At 71.9% G+C, this 20,184-nt stretch carries 21 protein-coding genes; 8 read left to right on the forward strand and 13 right to left on the reverse strand.

Going from position 1 to position 20,184, the window contains the following annotated elements; all coding sequences use genetic code 11:
- Nucleotides 1-64: 64 nt before the first annotated feature.
- Nucleotides 65-376, reverse strand: a complete 312-nt coding sequence (groES, locus tag HCN51_RS44790) for a co-chaperone GroES (RefSeq protein ID WP_043623565.1) — start codon at nt 374-376, stop codon at nt 65-67.
- A 367-nt stretch (nt 377-743) separates the two neighbouring features.
- Here groES and HCN51_RS44795 point away from each other — a divergent pair, with 367 nt between their 5' ends.
- Both HCN51_RS44795 and HCN51_RS44800 read left to right on the forward strand, forming a co-directional pair.
- A complete protein-coding gene (locus HCN51_RS44795; protein WP_346434015.1) occupies nt 744-1,943 on the forward strand; it encodes a class I SAM-dependent methyltransferase in 1,200 nt (399 codons plus the stop codon).
- Between the two features lie 166 nt (nt 1,944-2,109).
- On the forward strand, nt 2,110-3,981 hold the full coding sequence (locus HCN51_RS44800) for an apolipoprotein A1/A4/E domain-containing protein (protein WP_168018064.1): 1,872 nt from the start codon (nt 2,110-2,112) through the stop codon (nt 3,979-3,981).
- Between the two features lie 43 nt (nt 3,982-4,024).
- Here the strand turns inward: HCN51_RS44800 and tsaD are convergent, their stop codons facing one another.
- The 12 genes from tsaD to HCN51_RS44860 form a co-directional block, all read right to left on the reverse strand.
- Nucleotides 4,025-5,056 carry a tRNA (adenosine(37)-N6)-threonylcarbamoyltransferase complex transferase subunit TsaD gene (tsaD, locus tag HCN51_RS44805; RefSeq protein WP_168018065.1) on the reverse strand — a complete coding sequence of 344 codons (1,032 nt, stop codon included), beginning with the start codon at nt 5,054-5,056 and terminating at the stop codon, nt 4,025-4,027.
- Entirely contained in the window at nt 5,049-5,480 is a 432-nt protein-coding gene (gene rimI / locus HCN51_RS44810; protein WP_080043194.1) for a ribosomal protein S18-alanine N-acetyltransferase, read from the reverse strand. Before rimI ends, tsaD begins: the two co-directional genes overlap by 8 nt.
- An 11-nt stretch (nt 5,481-5,491) precedes the next feature.
- A complete protein-coding gene (tsaB, locus tag HCN51_RS44815; RefSeq protein ID WP_168018066.1) occupies nt 5,492-6,139 on the reverse strand; it encodes a tRNA (adenosine(37)-N6)-threonylcarbamoyltransferase complex dimerization subunit type 1 TsaB in 648 nt (215 codons plus the stop codon).
- A 47-nt stretch (nt 6,140-6,186) separates the two neighbouring features.
- Nucleotides 6,187-7,116, reverse strand: a complete 930-nt coding sequence (locus tag HCN51_RS44820; protein WP_168018067.1) for a phosphotransferase family protein — start codon at nt 7,114-7,116, stop codon at nt 6,187-6,189.
- A 6-nt stretch (nt 7,117-7,122) separates the two neighbouring features.
- Nucleotides 7,123-7,671 (reverse strand): class F sortase, encoded by a 549-nt coding sequence (locus HCN51_RS44825; RefSeq protein ID WP_346434016.1) that lies wholly within the window; start codon nt 7,669-7,671, stop codon nt 7,123-7,125.
- Between the two features lie 4 nt (nt 7,672-7,675).
- Nucleotides 7,676-8,332, reverse strand: coding sequence for a hypothetical protein (locus tag HCN51_RS44830; protein ID WP_155128611.1), 657 nt, complete (start codon nt 8,330-8,332; stop codon nt 7,676-7,678).
- 210 nt (nt 8,333-8,542) lie between these two features.
- Nucleotides 8,543-9,001 carry a tRNA (adenosine(37)-N6)-threonylcarbamoyltransferase complex ATPase subunit type 1 TsaE gene (gene tsaE, locus HCN51_RS44835; protein WP_346434017.1) on the reverse strand — a complete coding sequence of 153 codons (459 nt, stop codon included), beginning with the start codon at nt 8,999-9,001 and terminating at the stop codon, nt 8,543-8,545.
- A complete protein-coding gene (locus tag HCN51_RS44840; protein WP_080043198.1) occupies nt 9,002-10,054 on the reverse strand; it encodes an alpha/beta fold hydrolase in 1,053 nt (350 codons plus the stop codon).
- A 19-nt stretch (nt 10,055-10,073) separates the two neighbouring features.
- Nucleotides 10,074-11,234 (reverse strand): alanine racemase, encoded by a 1,161-nt coding sequence (alr, locus tag HCN51_RS44845; protein ID WP_168018068.1) that lies wholly within the window; start codon nt 11,232-11,234, stop codon nt 10,074-10,076.
- Nucleotides 11,235-11,327: 93 nt separating this feature from the next.
- The gene (locus HCN51_RS44850; protein ID WP_168018069.1) at nt 11,328-12,779 is read right to left on the reverse strand and encodes an NAD(P)H-hydrate dehydratase; all 1,452 of its coding nucleotides are present in this window, start codon (nt 12,777-12,779) and stop codon (nt 11,328-11,330) included.
- 9 nt (nt 12,780-12,788) lie between these two features.
- Nucleotides 12,789-13,139, reverse strand: a complete 351-nt coding sequence (locus tag HCN51_RS44855) for a holo-ACP synthase (protein ID WP_168018070.1) — start codon at nt 13,137-13,139, stop codon at nt 12,789-12,791.
- A gap of 12 nt (nt 13,140-13,151) precedes the next feature.
- Complete coding sequence (locus HCN51_RS44860; protein WP_168018071.1) at nt 13,152-14,558, reverse strand: alkaline phosphatase PhoX; 1,407 nt, start codon at nt 14,556-14,558, stop codon at nt 13,152-13,154.
- A 195-nt stretch (nt 14,559-14,753) separates the two neighbouring features.
- On the opposite strand from HCN51_RS44860, the gene coaA reads away from it, so the two are divergent.
- The 6 genes from coaA (at nt 14,754) to HCN51_RS44890 (ending at nt 20,184) form a co-directional block, all read left to right on the forward strand.
- Nucleotides 14,754-15,656: a type I pantothenate kinase gene (coaA, locus tag HCN51_RS44865; RefSeq protein ID WP_168018092.1), complete on the forward strand. Its 903-nt coding sequence runs from the start codon at nt 14,754-14,756 to the stop codon at nt 15,654-15,656.
- 170 nt (nt 15,657-15,826) lie between these two features.
- Nucleotides 15,827-16,753, forward strand: a complete 927-nt coding sequence (locus tag HCN51_RS44870; protein ID WP_168018072.1) for a DUF389 domain-containing protein — start codon at nt 15,827-15,829, stop codon at nt 16,751-16,753.
- Nucleotides 16,754-16,793: 40 nt separating this feature from the next.
- Entirely contained in the window at nt 16,794-17,702 is a 909-nt protein-coding gene (locus tag HCN51_RS44875) for an ABC transporter ATP-binding protein (RefSeq protein WP_080043204.1), read from the forward strand.
- Nucleotides 17,695-18,555 (forward strand): ABC transporter permease, encoded by an 861-nt coding sequence (locus HCN51_RS44880; RefSeq protein ID WP_168018073.1) that lies wholly within the window; start codon nt 17,695-17,697, stop codon nt 18,553-18,555. Before HCN51_RS44875 ends, HCN51_RS44880 begins: the two co-directional genes overlap by 8 nt.
- On the forward strand, nt 18,552-19,466 hold the full coding sequence (locus HCN51_RS44885) for an ABC transporter ATP-binding protein (RefSeq protein ID WP_168018074.1): 915 nt from the start codon (nt 18,552-18,554) through the stop codon (nt 19,464-19,466). Before HCN51_RS44880 ends, HCN51_RS44885 begins: the two co-directional genes overlap by 4 nt.
- Before the next feature lies 1 nt (nt 19,467).
- On the forward strand, nt 19,468-20,184 hold the full coding sequence (locus HCN51_RS44890) for an ABC transporter permease (RefSeq protein WP_080043207.1): 717 nt from the start codon (nt 19,468-19,470) through the stop codon (nt 20,182-20,184).

A 20,184-nucleotide genomic window follows, 5' to 3' on the forward strand; every position in this document is an offset into this window, starting at 1 on the left:
GTCCTCTCCTAGCGTCGAAAGCCCCGGCCGCCCTCTAGAGCGCCCGGGGCTCGACACATCCGGCCTACTTCTCGATGATCGCGAGAACGTCGCGGGCGGAGAGCACGAGGTACTCCTCGCCGCCGTACTTGACCTCGGTGCCGCCGTACTTGCTGTAGAGGACGATGTCGCCCTCAGAGACGTCGAGCGGAATCCGCTTGTCGCCGTCCTCGTCCCAGTTGCCGGGGCCCACCGCGAGGACCTTGCCCTCCTGCGGCTTCTCCTTGGCGGTGTCCGGGATGACCAGGCCGGAAGCGGTGGTCTGCTCGGCCTCAAGCGGCTGGACCACGATGCGGTCGCCGAGCGGCTTAACGGGAACCTTGGTGGCGGTCGTCACGATCGGACCTCCCCTTCAGATTTGAATGATCTAGAAGAGGCGACCAGCTGGGCCTGCCGTCGCGGGTGTCAGACCTGCCTCGTCGCACGTTGGCACTCTCAAGGGGAGAGTGCCAACAGGAAACATATGCAAGAGGGGCTTGACAGTCAACACGAACGCGTCTGCTGAGAGCGATCAGACGGCCACAAGCTCGTGACCTGCCCGCTCCAGTCTTCCACGTGCGGCGACACGAGAAACCACCGCCGCGCCGCTCCCTGACACGCCGAAAGCCGCCGCGCCGCCACCGCCCTGCCGCCGGGCGGTCCCGGACGCCGGCGTGCTGCGGCGTGCTCCGGCGTGCTCCGGCATGGCGCTAACGTCAGGTGACGTGGATCTCGACGCCTTCACCGAGTTGCTGACCCCGCGCGGCAGGCGCGCTCTGGCGGAGGCCGAGGAGCTGGCGGGCGCCGATCCGGTCGCCGCCGCCACGACCCTGCGCCGGACGTACGACGCGGCGCTCACCTCCGCGGCCCTCACCCAGGCCGGCCTGCGGGCCCGGGCCGTGGCCAAGTTCGGCGCGGACGCCGGGCGGATGTTCTTCACGCCGCACGGCCTGGAGCAGTCCACGCGGGCGGAGGTCGCCGAGCACCGCGCCCGCCGCCTGCTGGCCCTGCACGGCGAAGGCGCCCCCAGGGTCGTGGACGCGTGCTGCGGCGTCGGCGGTGACCTGCTGGCGCTGGCGCGGGCCGGCTGCACGGTGACGGCCATGGACACCGACCCGCTGACGGTCGCCGTGGCCAGGGCCAACGCGGAGGCGTTCGGGCTGGCCGATCGGGTGACGGTGCGGGTGGGGGACGCGGCGGAGGTGCGGCCCGAGGAGTACGACGTGCTGTTCGCCGACCCGGCCAGGCGCACGGGCCGGGGCCGGACGTTCGACCCCATGGCCTACTCCCCGCCCTGGCCGGTGGTGCTCGACCTGGTCGCGCGCGCCCGCCTGGCCTGTCTCAAGGTCGCTCCCGGCATCCCGTACGAGTTCATCCCGGAGGGCGCCGAGGCCGAGTGGGTCTCGTACAAGGGCGAGGTGAAGGAGGCGACCCTGTGGAGCGGCCACGGGGCCGGCGGCCGGCGGGCGACCCTGCTGCCGGGCGGTCACACGCTGGCGGCCACGGGCGTGCGGGCCCCTGCGGGCGCGCCCGGCCGCTACGTCTACGAGCCCGACGGCGCCGCCGTGCGCGCGCATCTGGTGGGCGAGGTGGCCGAGCTGGTCGGAGGGAGGCTGCTCGACCCGATGATCGCCTACATCACGTCGGACGCGGAGGTGGCCACTCCCTGGGCCAGCGCGTACGAGGTGGACGACATCTTCCCCTTTTCCCTGAAAAAACTCCGCACCGCCCTCCGCGAGCGACAAATCGGCAATGTCACCATCAAGAAGCGCGGCTCCGCCATCGACATCGAACGCCTTCGTGCCGATTTGCGGCTCAAAGGCGATAATTCCCTGATCGTCATCCTGACCAGAATCGCCGACAAACCCTCGGTAATCCTCTGCAAGGCCCTCCCACCTGCCCGAACCGGTTCATCCGTACGTTAATGGCGATCTTTCAATTCACCCCTGACGGACCTTGATCGAGAGGCTAAGGTGAGCGGGCGAGGAGTTCTCCGCCCTATTGCGGTTGACCGCGCTCTCACCCTTCATCGATAAACCGGACCTATCCCACCGCTGCGCGGCAGACCGTCGGCGAGCGAAGGAGCTTTCGGTGGACCATTCCAACCACGCCGCCCTTCTTCCAAACGGCTACGACGCCGTCCCCAAGAGGATGCGAGACCTGCTCGCGCGTGCCGCCCAGGACCATGTCTACGAGCAACGCACCCAGGGCGCCGTGCTCGACGAGATCCGGCAGCGGCTCGAAGGCATGGAGTGGCTGCTGCGCGAGGTGCGCGAGCGCGAGCTGGGCGGTCTCAGCGGCACGCTGGAGGCGGTCAGCGGCCGGCTCGACGAGATCTCGGCCAAGCCGCCGATGTGGGCGGAGGGCCTGGCGCAGCACGTGGAGGCCGTGCGCGACCACGTCGACGCCGTGGGCGAGAAGGTCACCCACGTGGACGCCCGGGTCACCCCGGTGGCCGAGCTGCCGAGCCTGTGGGCCGACCTGGGCACGGTGGGCGAGAGCGTGGACGAGGCGCTCAAGCGCCTGCAGTCGGTGCTCGACACCACCGACGGCATCACCAGGGGCATGACCGACTTCGCGGCCCTGCTGGCCGGCCTCAACTCCAGCATGGAGGCCGCCGCCAGCCGCTTCACCAGGCTCGACAAGTCGATGGCCGAGCTGGCCAGCCGCACCGACCGCGTCGAGGACGTCGTCAACGACCTGTCGGAGACCGTGGCGGGCACGGCCGAGCAGCTGACGGCCAGGGTGGAGGCCGCCGAGCAGCGCACCACCGCCCGCCTCGACGAGACCGACCAGCGCCTCACGGCCCGGCTCGACGACACCGACGAACGGCTCACCGCCCGCCTCGACGACACCGACGAGCGGCTGAGCGCCCGCCTCGACGACACCGACCGGCGGCTGGGCACCCGGCTCGACGAGACCGACCAGCGGCTCGCCACGGCCCTCCTGGAGGCCGACGAGCGGCTCGTCAGCCGGCTCAAGGAGGCCGACGAAGCGCTCACGGGCCGCCTGGCCGACGTCGAGCAGCGCCTGACCACCCGCCTCGACGAGGCCGACCAGCACCTCGCCGTGCAGCTCGGCGAGAGCGAGCAGCGCCTCACGGCCCGGCTCAGCGGCGTCGACGCCCGCCTCGACCGGGCCGAGGGCAAGCTCACCGGCCTCGACACCAGGCTCACCGGGTTCGACAGCCGGCTGGAGTCCGCCGACGAGTGCCTGGCCGACATCGACACCAGGATCGACGGCCTCGACGGCCGCATGAGCGGCGTGGACAAGCGGCTGGTCTCCATGGAGGGCCAGATCGGCGGCGTGGACAAGCGGCTGGGCACCCTCGACGGGCACCTGGGCCGCCACGACGACCGGTTCGACGCGCTCGACGTGCGCATCGACACCCGCTTCTCCTCCCTCGACGAGCGCATCGCGGCCAGCGACCAGCACGCCGCCGAGATCGCCACCCGCAACGAGGGCCGCTTCAACAAGCTCGACAACCAGGTCGACGCCATCGACGAGCGGCTGGTGGAGGCGGAGGAGCACATGAGCAGCCGCTTCGACACCCTCGACGGCCACTTCGGCGGCCTCGACACCCGCTTCCACGGCCTCGACACCCACCTCAACGGCCTGGCCGCGCGCGCCGACCAGGCGGGCGAGCATCTGGAGTCGGTCGACGAGCGCATCGAGGCGGTCAGCCAGAGCATGAGCCGGCTGCCCGCCGAGCTGGCCATCCCCGAGCGGGTCGGCGAGCTGCTGCAGGCGCACGTGGGCGAGCAGGCCGAGCGCCTGACCGCCGCCACCGACGCGCTCACCGAGCTCGTCCGCGCCAGGCCCGACAGCGAGGAGCTGGCCGGCACGGTCACCGGCATCGTCCAGCCCGCGGCGGCAGACCTGACCAAGCGCCTGGACGCCCTGGAGGAGACCATGCTGGCCCTGGCCGAGGCCCTCCTGCGCCCCACCCGCGCCAAGGACTGACGCCGGGCCGTGCCCGCGGGTGCTCCCCGCGGGCACGAGACGCCTACACGTGCACGGTCGTGATCGGCAGCGACGAGTCGGCCGGGATCTCCAGCGTCGAGGGCGTGACCCCGGCCGCGACCAGGTCGGAGCCGAGGGCGGCGACCATGGCGCCGTTGTCGGTGCACAGCCCCGGCCGGGGCACCCGCAGCCGTACGCCGGCCGCGTCGCACCGCTCCTGCGCCAGCGCCCGCAGCCGCGAGTTGGCCGCCACGCCCCCGCCGATCAGCAGGTCGTGCACGTCGTACTTGCGGCACGCCTGGATGGCCTTGCGGGTCAGCACGTCGACCACGGCCTCCTGGAAGGAGGCGGCGACGTCGGGCACGTGGATGGACTGCCCGGACGCCTCGCGGGCCTCGACCCAGCGGGCGACGGCCGTCTTGAGCCCGGAGAAGGAGAAGTCGAGCGTGCCGTCGTCGAGCTTGCCGCGCGGGAACGCGATGGCCGCGCCGGAGCCGTCGCGGGCGGCCCGGTCGATGTGCGGCCCACCGGGGAACGGCAGGCCCAGCACCCGGGCGACCTTGTCGAACGCCTCGCCAGCGGCGTCGTCGACGGTGGAGCCGAGCGAGATGACGTCTTCGGCGACGTCGGGCACGAGCAGCAGCGAGGAGTGGCCGCCGGAGACGAGCAGGGCGATGCACGGCTTCGGCAGCGGCCCGTGTTCGAGCTGGTCGACGGCGACGTGGGCGGCGAGGTGGTTGACGCCGTAGAGGGGGACGCCGAGGCCGAGCGCGTACGACTTCGCGGCGGCGACGCCGACCAGCAGCGCCCCCGCGAGCCCGGGGCCGGCGGTGACGGCGATGGCGTCGATGTCGGAGAACGTGAGGCCGGCCGTGGCCAGCGCGGCCTCCACGGTGGGTGTCATGGCCTCCAGGTGGGCGCGCGAGGCGACCTCGGGCACGACGCCGCCGAACCTCGCGTGCTCGTCCATGCTGGAGGCGATCGTGTTGGCCAGCAGCTCGTGACCTCTGACGATGCCGATGCCGGTCTCGTCGCAGGACGTCTCGATGCCCAGGACCAGGGGTGCGTCAGTCACCTAGCTTCCTTCTCATCATGATCGCGTCGGTGCCGTCGTCGTAGTAGCGGCGGCGGGTGCCGATCTCCTCGAACCCGAAATGCCGGTAGACGGCCTGCGCGTGCGGGTTGTCGGCGCGTACCTCCAGGAAGATCTCCCGCGCGCCCCTGCGGACCGCCTCGGCCAGCAGCTCGGTCAGCATGGCGCTGCCGATGCCGGTGCCCCGGTGCTTGTCGAGCACGGCGATGGTCTGCACGTCGGCCTGGTCGCCGGCGGCGGCCAGGCCGGCGTAGGCCACGATCTCGTCGTCGACGAGGGCCACGACGTAGTGGCGGGTGCGCGGCATGTCGGCCAGCTCGCCGCGCATCATGCCCTCGCTCCACGCGTCGAGCGGGAACGTGGCGCGTTCGATGGCCATGACCGCGGGCAGGTCGGCCTCGGTCATGGGGCGCAGTCTCACGCCGTCACCCTCTTGGGCGCGCCCGGCACGACCGCGTCGGGGCGGCGCAGGTAGATGGGGCGGGGCGGGTCGAGCGGGACGCCCGCGGCCAGCCGCTCGGCGGCCAGCGCGGCCAGGGCGCCCGCATAGGGGTAGAGCGGCAGGTCGCGGCCGCCGCCGAGGAGGTCGGGGTAGAGCTGCGCGCCGGCGCCGACGACCGGCAGCCCCGCCACGGGCACGTCGGCGGGCCGGTCGACGAAGGGGCCCTCCGCGCGGGTGCGGTGGTCGGTGTAGCGGGCCCAGAAGACTTCCTTGCGCCGCGCGTCGGTGGCCGCGAGGAACGGCTCGGACAGCCCGCTGCCGTAGGCGACGGCGTCGAGCGTGCAGATGCCGTAGGCGGGCACGCCGAGCGTGGTGGCCAGGCCCTGCGCGGTCATCAGCCCGACGCGCAGGCCGGTGTAGGGGCCGGGGCCGCTGCCCGCCACGATGGCCGTCACCTCGCGCAACGGCACGCCGGCCTCGGCGAGGACGGTCTGGATGGTGGGGACGAGCAGCTCACCGTGGCGCCGGGCGTCGATGGTGGTCGACTCGGCGAGCACGCGCTGCCCGTCGTGGAGCGCGGCGGTGACAGCGGGAGTCGCGGTATCAAAGGCCAGGACCAGCACGACTGTTTAGCCTACCCGCCGCGCGGGTCTCACCCGGCCGGTTCGGGTCAGGCCCACCCCGTACGCCGCTTCAGCCAGTCGAGCGCCACCACGCCCTGCGCCCGCTGGAACGCCCGGAGCGTGGGCAGCCCCGGCGGCTCCGGCTGGCGGGACTGGCGGACGAGGTAGCCGGTCACGGCCGCGACCACCGCCGTGACGGCGGGATCATCATCGGTGAGCAGCTCGTGCGGCGCCGGCCCGCCCTGCATCCCGACGGACGGCAGCATGCCGACCCGGTCGAACCAGGGCTGGGCCGTGCAGGCCCACGGCCAGTCGACGACGTAGACCCGCTCGCCGGTCAGCAGGATGTTGTCGGCCCGCAGGTCGGCGTGGATGAGGCTGTCGCCCGCCGCCGCCCGCCCCCAGCCGGACTCCAGCTCGGCCAGCGCGTCGAGGTGGCGCAGGATCCACGGGTCGAGCCCGCCGGTGTCCTCGCCGGTCAGGCGTCTCCAGCCGTGGAAGGAGCCGCCGAACACCTCCTCGACGGACGGCGCGTCGATCGGCGAGGGCGTGAGCGCCGCCGCCATCTCCTCCACCGCCGCCAGCACCCGGTGCAGCTCGTCGCGCCGCCACGGCAGCGCCGGGTGCCGGCCTTCGACGTCCTCGAAGACGAGCGCCACCCAGCCGTCCAGCTCGAAGCCGGTCAGCAGCCTGGGGGCGGGCACGGAGGGCGGCAGGGCGGCGGCGATGCGCAGCTCGGAGCGGTAGATGCGCACGGTGTCGGGGTTCGGCTCGGGGCCGACGGCCTTGACGAAGGCGCGCCGGCCGCCGCGGGTGCGCAGCCGGACGGCGGCGGCCGGGGAGAAGCCGCCCGCCTGGGTGACGGCCTCGGCCACGGGGCCGCCGAGGAAGTCCTCGACGGCGGCGCGCACCTTCGGGTGCACCTCGTGCCACGGGATCCGGCTGCCCGCGGCGGGCGGGTGGTCGGCGGCGCTCATCTGCTCTCAGACTTTGGAGGCGTACACGATGATGTTGTCGAGGTACTCGCCCTTGGCGTAGTCGAACTTGCCGCCGCAGGTCACCAGCTTGAGGCCGTCCTCGACGTAGACGCGCTCGGCGGGGAAGCGGTCTTTGTGCACCTGCTCGATCGCGTCCACCTTGAACGCGACGACCTTGCCGTCGCTGCGCTCCACCTTGACGGTCTCGCCCTTGCGTAACTGCCTGAGCTTGTAGAACACGGCGGGCGCGGTCTTGGTGTCGACGTGACCGATGATCACCGAGGCGCCCTTCTCGCCGGGCACGGCGCTGCCGGTGTACCAGCCGGCCACCTTCGGCTTCTCGTACGGCGGCAGCTCGACCTCGCCGTTCTTCTGCAGGTCGAGCTTCATCAGCGGCGCTTCGACGTCGATCGAGGGGATGTCGATGCTCTCGGGCACGACGCCGGCGGCGGCGGGTGTGGTGGTGTTGGTGCTGGTCTGCATGCCCTTGCCGAACGCGACGAGCACCAGCCCGGTGATGGCGCCGGCGAGCACCACCCGTCCTGGTCGGGCCACGGCTCTATGCCCGGTTGCGCCGCTTGACCGCGAGGCCGATGCCGCCGGCCAGGGCCAGCGCGATCAGCACGCCGGCGGGCCCGAGCGGGATCGACGAGTCCTCCGAGACGTCTTGCGCGTAGGTGCCGCCGCCGCCCGCCCTGGGCGCCCTGGTGGGCACGGTGCTGGTGGGCTCGTCGGTCTGCGGCGAGACGACGCGGAGCGTGGCCCTGCCCATGTCGTTGGTGCCGTCGCACTTGACGTCGACGCGGTAGCTGCCGCGCCGGATCGTTCCCGAGACCTGCGCCTCGCCGCGCACCCAGGGCGAGCCGGCGCCGGCCGTCGGCGACGGGCTGAGCGAGGCCGCGGGCACGGGGTTGAGCGTGACGCCGTTGATGAACGCCCTGGACGTGGCGGTGCCGGTGTGGGCCGGGCCGCCGCTGGGCACCGGGCAGTTGGCCAGGATCCAGACCCTGGACGTCTCGCCGGCCGTGACGCGGTCGGGGTTGAGCTGCACCGAGATGGTCTGCCTGGTCGTGGTCGTGGTCGGCTGCGAGGTGGTGGTCGTGGTCGTGGTGGGGGTGGTCGTCGGGGTGCCGGGGGTGGGTGTGGAGGCGGAAGGCGTCGGTGTGCCTGTTGGACCGGTCTCCGCCGAGGCGGAGCAGCCGGTCAGACCGACCATGACGATGGCTCCCGCGTACGCGACTCGCCTGACCCTGAGCACCGGCCGCACCCCACTCCGCCGTCTTGCACCCCAGCATCCACCAGAATCGGTGAACTTGCTCGTCCTGATACCCAGAAATTCTGGGCGAATCCCTGACCGACGATCTTCATTTTGCTCGTCGGCCTGATACGGCAAGGGTGCCAGCTTTACCCGGCGTTGACGCGGGTTTCAGTCTTGTAGCGGATCAGACGGCGTGTCGGCCCACCTGGGGCCCACGCCGCGCAGGGTCACGACGCGGGCCTCGTCGCCGCCCTCGCGGTCGATGTGGATCTCCAGCCGGTCGTCGGCCAGCCCCTCGACCAGCCCCTCGCCCCACTCGACGACGGTGACCGACTCTTCGAGCGAGGCGTCGAGGTCGAGGTCGTCGACCTCCAGGTCGCCGCCGAGCCGGTACGCGTCGACGTGCACGAGCGGCGGCCCCTGCCGCAGCGACGGATGCACCCGGGCGATCACGAACGTCGGCGAGGTGATCGGGCCGCGCACCTTGAGCCCTTCGGCGATGCCCTGGACGAGCGTGGTCTTGCCGGCCCCGAGGGGGCCCGACAGCACCAGCAGGTCACCGGGGCGCAGGTGGGCGGCCAGGCGGGCGCCGTAGGCCCGCATGTCGTCGGGAGTCGCGAGCCGCACTTAGATCTCCACTCTCTTCAGCAGGTCGCGTAGCGTGTCGTTGACGATGCCCGGGCGTTCGAGCTGGATCAGGTGCGAGGTCTCGGGCACCTCGGTGAGCTGCGCCTTGGGCAGCGCGGCCGCGATGGCCTTGCTGTGGTCGGGCGGGGTCAGCCAGTCGCGGTCGCCGACGAGGATCGCGGTGGGCACCTGATCGAGAACGTGCAGGGCGGAGAGCTTGTCGTGGTTCATCAGGGCCGGGTAGAAGTTGGCGACCACTTCGGTGGGAGTGGCCCTGATCATCGACTCGGCGAAGTCGACCACGGTGGGGCTGACGTTCTTGGAGTCGCCGAAGCCGATGAGGCGGGTGATGAGGAAGGCGATGTCGCTGCCGGCGTGGCGGGTGCGGTCGACCCACGTGCCCCGCTTGCCCAGCATCGACACCGTGCCGGGGGCCACCTTGTGCACCACCTTCGACAGCACGGCGGGCAGGCCGAGGGTGAGCTCGGCCAGCTTGCCCGCCGAGGTGGAGACGAGCGCCGCCGCGCGGATCTTGTCGCCGAACAGCTCGGGGTGGCGGTCGGCCAGCGCCATCATCGTCATGCCGCCCATGGAGTGGCCGACGAGCGCGCACGGCCCCGGCACGAACCGCTCGATCACCTCGGCCAGGTCGTCACCCAGCCGGTCGATCGTGCAGTCTTCGGCCTTGGCCCGCTGGGAGCGGCCGTGGGAGCGCTGGTCCCACAGCACCAGCCGGTAGTTCTCCCGCAGGTCCTTGCGCTGGTAGTGCCACGACTCCAGGCTGAGGCAGTAGCCGTGGGACAGGACGACGGTCAGCGGCGCGTCGTCGGGGCCGTCGATCTCGACGTGCAGCGCGTAGCCGTCGGAGGTGACGAGCGTGCGCTCCCTGCCCCGCAGCTCGCCGAACGGCTCGCTCGCCTCGGTGTCGGGGCGCAGCCTGATGCGGCCGACCGCGTAGCGCTTGACCAGCGCCGCCGCCGCGACACCGGCGGAAGCCGCACCGACGAGCGCGCCGGCGATCCCGACCCTGCGCCGTGTTGTCGTCGTCGTCATGTCCCCGATCCTTCTCCGCTCATGCCCGCCGCGAAGTGCCCTTCGTCACGTTGACGTGAACGCGCGGCACGCGCGAACCGATCCTCGTCACGATCTCATGCGTGATCGTGCCGAGGGTATCCGCCCATTCCTGAGCGGTCGGCTCGCCCCCGTCGCCCGGCCCGAACAGCACGACCTCGTCGCCCGCCGACAACGGGTCGTCGCCCATGTCGATCATGAACTGATCCATGCACACCCGGCCGGCGATCAACCGGCGACGGCCTCCCGCCAGAACCTCGGCCCGCCCCGTCGCGTGCCGCAGTATGCCGTCCGCGTACCCGAGAGGAACGAGACCAAGCGTGGTCTCCCGTCCTGTGATGTAGAGGTGACCGTAGGAGACGCCGGAGCCCTCGGTGACGCGCTTGACGAGACCGATCCTGGCCGTCAGCGTCATGGCCGGCCTGAGGCCGAAGTCGCCCTGCTCGGGGATGGGGCTCAGGCCGTACATCGCGATGCCGGGCCTGACGAGGTCGTAGCGGGCGGCGGGCAGCGTCATCGCGGCGGCGGAGTTGGCCAGGTGCCTGATCACCTCGGAGCCGGCCGCGCCGACCTGCTCGGCCAGCTTCAGCGCCGTCTCGTAGGCCTCCAGCTGCTGCTCGATCGACGGATGCCCCGGAATGTCGGCGCAGGCGAAGTGGGACCAGAGCCCGACGATCTCGATGACGCCCTCGGCCCGCAGCTCCAGCGCCCGGTCGAGCAGGCCCGGCCAGGCCGCCAGCGGCGCGCCGCCCCTGCTCATGCCGGTGTCGGCCTCCAGGTGCAGCTTCGCGGGGCGGCCCGCGCGCCGGGCGGCGGCCGCGATCTCGTCGAGCAGCCGCACGTCGGCGGCCGACAGCTCGACGTCGGCGGCCAGCGCCTCGTCGAGCGGCTCGCCCGGCGTGATCAGCCAGGACAGGACGGGTGCGGTCACGCCCGCCGCGCGCAGCTCCAGCGCCTCCCTGACGAACGCCGTGCCCAGCCGGCTCGCCCCGCCCTCCAGCACCGCCTCGGACGCCGGCACCAGCCCGTGCCCGTAGGCGTCGGCCTTGACCGCGCCCATGATCTCCGCGCCGCCCGCGCGCTCCTTGAGCAGCGCGACGTTGTGCCTGATGGCGGCCAGATCGACGCGTGCCTCGGCGGGCGTCGCCACTGGGGAGTACATCCTTCTAGTGTGGCAGCTCCCGCACGTCGCCGGGTCCAGTTTCCGTCCAGCGCGCCTTGAGATCGACGCTGGTCAACACGCCAGGCCGACCGGTCAGCGTGCCGATTCCGCCACCGTACGCATCGCGGCCGGGATCGCCGTGGCCACGTCGGCGGCGGCCAGGGGGGCGCCGTCGGCGGCCAGCCCGCCCGCGACCCCGTGCAGGAAGGCCGCGCACGAGGCGGCGTCGTAGCAGCTCAGCCCCTGGGCGAGCAGCGCGCCCGCCAGCCCCGACAGCACGTCGCCGGTGCCGCCGGTGGCCAGCCAGGGCGTGCCGGTGACGTTCACCCGCGCCGGCCTGCCCTCCTCGGCCACCACCGTGGTCGAGCCCTTGAGCAGCACGGTCACGCCCAGCTCGGCCGCCGCCCGCCGGGCGTGCTCCAGCCGGGCCGCCTCGATGGCGGCGCGATCGGCGCCGATGAGCCTGGACAGCTCGCCCGCGTGCGGCGTGATCAGCACCGGCGCGGCCCGCCGCAGCAGCGCGGTGTCCCGCGACACGAGCGTCAGCCCGTCGGCGTCGACCAGCACGGGCACGTCGGTGGCGAGCACCCTGGCGGCCAGCTCGTGCGCCCAGGCGTCGGTGCCGAGCCCGGGGCCGAGCACCCACGCCTGCACGCGGCCCACGTGCTCGATCGAGGGCTCGTCGAGCAGCGTGACCACGGCCTCGGGCCACCGGGCGCGCACCTGGGCGACCGGGGCCTCGCGGCCGGCGTACCTGACCATGCCGGCGCCGCCGCGCAGCGCGCCGCCGACGGCGAGCACGGCCGCGCCGGTGAACAGGTCGCTGCCCGCCGCGACGCCCAGCACCCCTCTGCGGTACTTGTCCGACTCGCCGCCGGGGCGCGGCAGCAGCCCGTCCACGTCGCGGCCGGTGAGCGCGGCGACGTCGGGATCGGGCAGGTACGGGCCCAGCCCGATGTCGCACAGCTCGACCCGCCCGGCGAAGGCGGCGCCCGGGTCGACGAGCAGCCCCGTCTTGTACGCCCCCATGGTCACGGTCACCCCGGCCCGGACGGCGGCGCCCTCGACCCGGCCGCTGCTCGCGTCCACGCCGCTGGGCACGTCCACGGCCACGACGGTGCCCCGGGCGGCGCTCGCCTCCTGCGCGAACCGCGCGTACGGCTCCCGCAGCGCCCCGGAGGCCCCGATGCCCACGAGCCCGTCGATGATCAGGTCGGCCGCCTCCACCACGTGCCCGTCGGCGACCCGCCCGCCGGCGTCGAGCAGCGCGCGCAGCCCGGCCTCGTGCGTCTTGGAGCCGGCGAGCACGGCCTCCACCCGGGCGCCGCGCCGGGCCAGCCGCTCGCCCGCGTACAGGGCGTCGCCGCCGTTGTCGCCGCTGCCGACGAGCAGCACGACGCGCCTGCCGTAGACGCGGCCCAGCAGGTCGGCGCAGACGGCGGCGAGCCCGGCGGCGGCCCGCTGCATGAGCGTGCCCTCGGGCAGCCGGGCCATGAGCGCGTGCTCGGCGCCCCTGATCTGGTCGGCGGTGTAAGCGGTACGCATGATCCGAAGCTATCCCTCCGCGATCACATAGGCCACGGCGACGCCCGCGTCGTGGCTGAGCGACAGGTGCCAGCGCTTGACCCCCAGCTCGTACGCGACCTCGGCCACCTTGCCCGAGACCCGCAGCTCGGGCTTGCCCAGCTCGTCGCAGCGCACCTCGGCCTCCAGGTGCCCGAGGCCCTTGGGCGCGCCGAGCGCCTTGGCCACGGCCTCCTTGGCGGCGAACCTGGCGGCCAGGGACTGTATCGGCAGCGGCCGCTCGACCTCGGTGAACAGCCGCTCCCGCAGCCGCGGGGTGCGCTCCAGCGCGGCCTCGAAGCGGGCGATGTCCACGACGTCCACGCCGATACCCAGGATCATCGGTCCAGGGTATTAGAACGGCCCGCGCTCCCACGGCCCCCAGATCGCGATGGACATGCCCTGCTTGGCCTGGAGGTTGACGTAGAGCGTGTACCCGCCGGGGCCGAACGTCGAGCCGGCGAACTCCGCGCCTTCGTCGCCGGGGATGGGCTGCAGCCGGCAGAAGTCGAAGATCTCGCCGGTTCTGGTCAGGCCGCGCAGGTAGTTGTCGCCGTCGCCGTCCTCGCACAGCACGAGCGTGCCGCGCCTGCTGACGGTCACATTGTCGGGCAGGTCGAGCACCGTGGAGCGGGGCGACTCGTAGACGAGCTTGAGCCGGCCGCTCCACGTCTCGTACGCCCACACCTGCCCCCGCCCGTCGCCGAACCCGTCGGGCGCCCGCTCGCCCGGCGCGGTGGCCCCGCCCTGGGTGGAGACGAAGTACACCGTGCCGTGGTGGTGCACCGCGCCCTCCAGCCGGGCGAAGATCGCCGCACCCTTCTTCCTGCCCTGCCTGCCCACGGCCTGGACGGCCTCGTCGTAGGCGGGCCTGCCGGTGAAGTCGGGGTCGGGGTCGTCGATGTCCACCCAGGCGGTGCCGTACGTGGCGCCGGGCTCCTGCCCCTTGGACAGGTCGGCGCGCTCGGTGCCGGCCACGGCGAGCATCTGGAGCCGGCCGCCGTCGAGCAGCCGCCCGGCCAGGATGGGGTGCTTGGGCGGCAGGTAGCGGTAGAAGCCGGAGGGGAAGGAGAAGTTGTCCTCGGTGAGGTAGACGGCGCCGGAGGAGGGGTCGAAGGCGGCCGACTCGTGCGGGAAGCGGCCGGCGGAGCGGATCGGCCGGGCCGTGGCGGGGCGGGTCACCGGCACCTCGAAGAGGTAGCCGTGCTTGCGAGTGAGCCGGGCGTTGTCCTCGCCGGTGTGGTCGTCGCCCACGTCGGGGCCGTTGACGGTCTCCTCGCAGCTGATCCAGGCGCGCCAGGCCATGGGGCCGCCGGAGCAGTTCATCATGGTGCCGTTCAGCGAGGGGGCGCTCCTGATCACCTCGCCGTGGCGGGTGACCTGGATCGTGGAGGTGCCGCCCCCGGCCATCGGGTCGTAGGCCCTGGCCTTGTCGCCGAAGGCGCCGACGGCGCCGTTGACCTCGTGGTTGCGGATGAGCACGGCGCTGCCCTTGGGGCCTGCGAAGGCGGCCATGCCGTCGTGCCGGCCCGGCACGGTGGACCCGTCGGTGTAGCGGTCTCCCGCGACGCTGAACGAGCGGTAGCGGAACCCGTCGGGAAGGTGCAGGCGTACCTTGCCGTCGCGCAGGTCGCGGACGGGGCGCAGCGGGCCGTAGCCGCGCGCGGGCGCGGTGCCGCCCTTCGCGGCGACGCACGCGACCCCCGCGAAGGGCCCGGCGATCCCCGCGACGACACTGGAGATGAAGCGACGACGGTCCACGGAATACCTCCCGTCGGGGACAGTAGTCGCCGGTCAGCCGTTGCACGCCCGATTCAGCAAGACCCGTATCTCTTCCCCGAACAGGCTCTCGGTAATCCCATGTCTTTATCCATAGGCTGTGGATCTCCGGGCGCAACCCCGCCCGAGGCCCGGTTCGCCGCACATCGCTACGCTGCCTAGGTGAACAACGGCTACGTGGAACTGAGCAGGGAGCAGTGGAGCGAGCTCCGCAAGAACACGCCCTTGACTCTCACCGCAGACGAGCTGGAAGAGCTACGCGGCGTCGATGACCCGATCGACCTCACCGAGGTCACCGACATCTACCTCCCCCTGACCCGGCTGCTCAACCTGCACTTCACCGGGTCCAAGCAGCGCAGCAGCGTGCTGAGCGCGTTCCTCGGCAAATCCGAGCAGCGCGTGCCGTACATCCTGGGCATCGCGGGCAGCGTCGCGGTCGGCAAGTCGACCACCGCGCGCCTGCTGCACACCCTCCTGGCCCGCTGGCCCGAGCACCCGCACGTGGAGCTGATCACCACCGACAGCTTCCTCTACCCCAACGCGGTGCTGGAGGCCAAGAAGATCATGCATCGCAAGGGTTTCCCCGAGAGCTACGACCGGCGGGCGCTGGTCAGGTTCGTGGCGGAGGTGAAGGCGGGCGCCGCCGAGGTCAAGGCGCCCATCTACAGCCACCTTGAGTACGACATCGTCCCCGGCGCCGCCCAGACCGTGAAAAGTCCCGACATCCTGATCATCGAGGGGCTCAACGTCCTCCAACCGGCCCCGCCCACGTCCCTCGCCGTCAACGACTACTTCGACTTCTCCATCTACGTCGACGCCAAGGTGGAGGACATCCGCACCTGGTACGTCGAACGCTTCCACAAGCTGCGCCGGACCGCCTTCGAGGACCCGAAGTCGTACTTCCGGCACATCGCCGAGCTGTCCTACGACGAGGCCACCGACTTCGCGCGCAACGTCTGGCGCGACATCAACGAGCGCAACCTCGTCGAGAACATCGCCCCCACCAGGGGCCGCGCCGACCTCGTGCTCAAGAAGGGCGCCGACCACTCCGTACGGCGGGTGCGGCTCCGCCAGACCTGAACGCCTCCTCGAACACGTACCGGGCGAACCTGCCCGCGCACTCCTGATCGTCGATGTCGGCGAACCAGCACTCCTCACCATGGTCATGGCACCAGCTCCAGATCATGCGAGGGAGCCTCGCGTAAGCACATCAACACCCCGTCAAGATCCGATCGACGACAATTGACCCCGTGCTACATCTGCGACTGATCATCCCGGCCGCGCGCACCGAAGAGGCGACGGCGGTGCTGGAGGAATGCCCCGGCGTCACCAACATCGTCGTCCTGCCCGGCGCGGCCCGGGAGCCGCGGGGCGACGTCGTGCTCTGCGACGCGGCCAGGGAGTCGGCCAACGAGGTGCTGGGCAAGCTCGAATGGCTGCGCGGCGAGGGCTCCATCGCGGTCGAGCAGGTCGATCTGTCGCTGTCGAAGGCGGCGGAGGACGCCGTGGAGGAGGCGCCCGGCGACCCCGACGACGCGGTCATCTGGGAGGAGCTGGGGCAGAAGGTCCAGGCCGACTCGCGCGTGACCTGGGCGTACCTGGCCTTCCTCGCCATCGCCACCCAGCTCGCCGGCATCGGCGTGCTCCAGAACTCCCCCATCCTGATCGTCGGCGCGATGGTGCTCGGCCCCGAGTTCGGCGCCGTCGCGGCCATCTGCTTCGGCCTGCTGCAGCGCCGCGGCCACCTGATCGTGACCGCGCTGCGGACGCTGGTCGTCGGGTTCCTGGTCGCGATCGCCATCACGTACGCGTGCGCGCTCGTCTCCCACTGGCTGGGCTGGATCGACGCGGCCAACCTCGACAAGAACGAGGAGGTCCAGTTCATCGTCAAGCCCGACCGCTGGTCGTTCATCGTGGCGCTGCTGGCGGGCTCGGCCGGGGTGCTGTCGGTCACGGCGGGCAAGTCGTCGGCCCTGGTCGGCGTCTTCATCTCGGTCACCACCGTGCCCGCGGCCGGCTACGTGGCGGTGGCGGCGGCGGTGTCGGACTGGAAGGAGCTCGCGCCCTCCGTCTCCCAGCTCGGCGTCAACATCCTGGGGATGGTCATCGCGGGCACTCTCACCCTTGTGGTGCAGCGGAAATTCTGGCCTCAAGTAGGACGCCGTTCATCCGTATGACCGAGGCCACACCTTTGGTCCGGCTAGTAGGGTCCGGCACATGCACATCCTCGCCACCGAGGGGCTGACCAAACGTTTCCCCACCGTCACCGCGGTCGACCAGCTCACGGTCACCGTGGGGTCAGGCGTGACCGGACTGGTCGGAGCGAACGGCGCGGGCAAGTCGACGCTGATCAAAATCCTGCTCGGCCTGCTGCCGCCGTCCGGCGGCACCGCGCGCGTGCTGGATCTCGACGTCACCGCGCAGGGCGCCCAGATCCGCCGGCTCGTCGGCTACATGCCGGAGCACGAATGCCTGCCCCCCGACGTCTCCGCCACCGAGCTGGTCGTCCACCTCGCCCGCATGTCCGGGCTGCCGCGCACCGCCGCGCGTGAGCGCGCTGCCGACGTCCTGCGCCACGTCGGGCTGGCCGAAGAGCGCTACCGCCCCGTCGGCGGGTACTCGACCGGCATGAAGCAGCGGGTCAAGCTGGCCCAGGCGCTGGTCCACGACCCCAAGCTGATCTTCCTCGACGAGCCGACCAACGGCCTCGACCCGCGCGGCCGCGACGAGATGCTGACGCTGATCAGGCGCATCGGCACCGAGTTCGGCATCAGCGTCCTGGTCACCTCTCACCTGCTCGGCGAGCTGGAGCGCATCTGCGACCACGTCGTCGTCATCGACGCGGGGCGGCTGCTGCGCTCGTCCGCGATCGGCGAGTTCACGCAGGCCACGCAGACCGTGACGGTCGAGGTGGACGAGGGGCTCGACGAGCTGGCCGCCCGGCTGACCGCCGGCGGGCAGACCGTCTCGCGGCAGGGGCGCCTGCTGGTGGTCAAGGTGCTGGGGCCCGCGACGTACGACGCGATCCGCGACACCACGGCCGAGCTGGGCCTGTGCCTCATCCGCCTCGAACAGGGACGTCACCGCATCGAGGACGTCTTCAGGGAGGAGGTGGCACATGTCTGAGATCTACGACATCGGCTACCGCCACTACGACGGCCCCCGCCTCGGCCGCGCCTACGCGACCAGGGCCCTGGCCGTGCACAGCCTGCGCGGCGTCTTCGGCCTCGGCCGCCCGGCACGCAGCAAGATCGTGCCGTTCGCGCTGGCCGCCATCATGATCATGCCGTCCATCGTGGGCATCGCCATGATGGCCCTGATCAAGCAGCGCGGCATTCCGTACAGCGGCTTCGCCGTCGTCATGCAGGCCGTCGTCGCGATCTTCCTGGCCGCGCAGGCCCCCACGGTCGTCGCGCCCGACCTGCGCTACCGCGTGCTGCCGCTCTACCTCTCGCGTCCCGTCTCGATCACCGAGTACGTCGGCGCCAAGGTCGCGGCGATGACCGTCGCCGTGTTCGCGCTGATCGCGGTGCCGCTCACGGTCACCTACCTCGGCGAGCTGATCGTGGACATGCCGGGGCCGCCCGCCACGGGCGAATACCTCGGCGCCGTGCTCATGGCGTTCCTGCTGGCGCTGCTGCTGGCGGCGTTCGGGCTGGCGCTGGCCTCGTTCACGCCGCGGCGCGGCCTCGGCGTCGCCTCGGTGATCACGGTGTACCTGCTGTCGTCGGCCTCCGTCCCGATCATCTACGGCACCCTGTACTCCTCCGGCAACGAGGGCGCCGCCGCCTGGGCGTGGCTGGCGAACCCGTTCTGGCTGGTCGACTCCGTGCAGTACTGGTTGTTCGGCACCACGCCGCACTCCATCGAGGGCGCCGCCTACCCCAGCGGCCCCGCCTCGGCCGCGGTCCTGGTGCTGCTGATCGCCGCCGGGCTGGCCGCTCTCGCCCTGCGTTACAGGAAGGCGGCCGCGCGATGAGGATCGAGCTCTCCCAGGTCTCCCGCTGGTACGGCAACGTGGTCGCGGTCAACGACGTCACGATGACGATCGGGCCCGGCGTCACCGGGCTGCTCGGGCCGAACGGGGCGGGCAAGTCGACGCTCCTGCACATGATGGCCGGGTTCCTGTCGCCGTCGGGCGGCACGGTCACGCTGGACGGCACGCCCGTGTGGAAGAACCACCACATTTACCGAAATATCGGCTTAGTGCCGGAAAAGGAGGGCGTTTACGGTTTCCTGACCGGCTGGCAGTTCGTCCTGTCCGCCGCCCGCCTCCACAACCTGCCCGACCCGGTCGAGGCCGCCCGCAAGGCCCTGGCCACCGTGGAGATGGAGGAGCCGAAGGACCGGCGCGTCGAGACGTACTCGAAGGGCATGCGCCAGCGCGTCAAGGTCGCCGCCGCGCTCGTCCACGACCCGCCCGTCCTGCTCCTCGACGAGCCGTTCAACGGCATGGACCCCCGCCAGCGTCTGCACCTGATGGACCTCATCCGCACGATGGGCACGGCGGGCAAGACCATCCTGTTCAGCTCCCACATCCTGGAGGAGGTCGAACGGGTCGCCCAGCACATCGAGGTGCTGGTCGCGGGCCGGCACGCGGCGTCGGGCAACTTCCGCGAGATCAGGCGCCTGATGACGGACCGGCCCCACCTGTTCGTGATCCGCTCCAGCAACGACAGGAAGCTCGCCGCCGCGCTCGTCCGCGACGACTCGACCGGCGGCATCTCGCTGCGCCCCGACGGCCTGGAGGTGCAGGCCACCGAGTTCCGCCGCTTCGCCCGCCTCCTGCCCCAGGTCGCCCGCGACGAAGGCGTCCGCCTGCACGAGGTCTCCCCGGCGGACGAGGACCTGGAGAGCGTCTTCTCCTACCTGATCAACAGGAGCACGTGACATGAACACCGTGGTTGCGGGCATCACCTACCGCGCGCTGCTGGGCCGCCGACGCATCATCCTGCTCCTGCTGCTCCCGCTCGCCCTGATCGCCCTGGCCGTGCTGCTGCGCGCGTTCGGCGCCGCCGACCAGGCCACGACCGTGGACCTGATGCAGAAGTTCGCGATCAGCACCATGCTGCCGCTGCTCGGCCTCATCGCCGGCACCGGCGTCATCGCCCCCGAGATCGACGACGGCACCATCATCCACCTGATGTCCAAGCCGATCTCCCGCCCGGTCATCGCGCAGACGAAGTTCCTGGTCGCGGCCTCGCTGCTGGCCGTGTTCGGCGCCGTGCCCACCTACGTGGCGGGCCTGCTGCTGATCGGCGGCGAGGACGGCATCGCCACCGGCTTCGCCGCCGGCACCCTCGTCGCCGGCATCGCCTACGCCGCCGTCTTCCTGCTGCTCGGCATCGTCACCCGGCACGCGGTCACGATCGGCATCATCTACGCCCTGGTCTGGGAGAGCCTGGTGGGCAACCTCATCCCAGGCGTCCACAAGTTCTCCATCCAGTACTGGGGCCAGTCGATCGCCGACCAGCTCAGCGACTCCCCCTTCTTCAAGACGGACGTCGCGCTGAGCTTCGCCATCCCGGCCCTGATCGTCGTCACCGTCGGCGCCGTCCTGCTGGCCGGCCAGCGCCTGCGCGCGTTCTCCCTCACCGGCGACGAGTGA

It is taken from the genome of Nonomuraea composti (genome assembly GCF_012034275.1).
GTDB classification, from domain to species: domain Bacteria; phylum Actinomycetota; class Actinomycetes; order Streptosporangiales; family Streptosporangiaceae; genus Nonomuraea; species Nonomuraea composti.

What these genes read in the sequence shown, in the direction of transcription:
- rimI (WP_080043194.1), bottom strand. Translation starts at nt 5,480, where the DNA reads ATGACCGAGGCCGACCTGCCCGCGGTCATGGCCATCGAACGCGCCACG.
- HCN51_RS44820 (WP_168018067.1), bottom strand. Translation starts at nt 7,116, where the DNA reads ATGAGCGCCGCCGACCACCCGCCCGCCGCGGGCAGCCGGATCCCGTGG.
- HCN51_RS44830 (WP_155128611.1), bottom strand. Translation starts at nt 8,332, where the DNA reads ATGGTCGGTCTGACCGGCTGCTCCGCCTCGGCGGAGACCGGTCCAACA.
- HCN51_RS44840 (WP_080043198.1), bottom strand. Translation starts at nt 10,054, where the DNA reads ATGACGACGACGACAACACGGCGCAGGGTCGGGATCGCCGGCGCGCTC.
- alr (WP_168018068.1), bottom strand. Translation starts at nt 11,234, where the DNA reads ATGTACTCCCCAGTGGCGACGCCCGCCGAGGCACGCGTCGATCTGGCC.
- HCN51_RS44850 (WP_168018069.1), bottom strand. Translation starts at nt 12,779, where the DNA reads ATGCGTACCGCTTACACCGCCGACCAGATCAGGGGCGCCGAGCACGCG.
- HCN51_RS44855 (WP_168018070.1), bottom strand. Translation starts at nt 13,139, where the DNA reads ATGATCCTGGGTATCGGCGTGGACGTCGTGGACATCGCCCGCTTCGAG.
- HCN51_RS44875 (WP_080043204.1), top strand. Translation starts at nt 16,794, where the DNA reads ATGCACATCCTCGCCACCGAGGGGCTGACCAAACGTTTCCCCACCGTC.
- HCN51_RS44880 (WP_168018073.1), top strand. Translation starts at nt 17,695, where the DNA reads ATGTCTGAGATCTACGACATCGGCTACCGCCACTACGACGGCCCCCGC.
- HCN51_RS44885 (WP_168018074.1), top strand. Translation starts at nt 18,552, where the DNA reads ATGAGGATCGAGCTCTCCCAGGTCTCCCGCTGGTACGGCAACGTGGTC.
- HCN51_RS44890 (WP_080043207.1), top strand. Translation starts at nt 19,468, where the DNA reads ATGAACACCGTGGTTGCGGGCATCACCTACCGCGCGCTGCTGGGCCGC.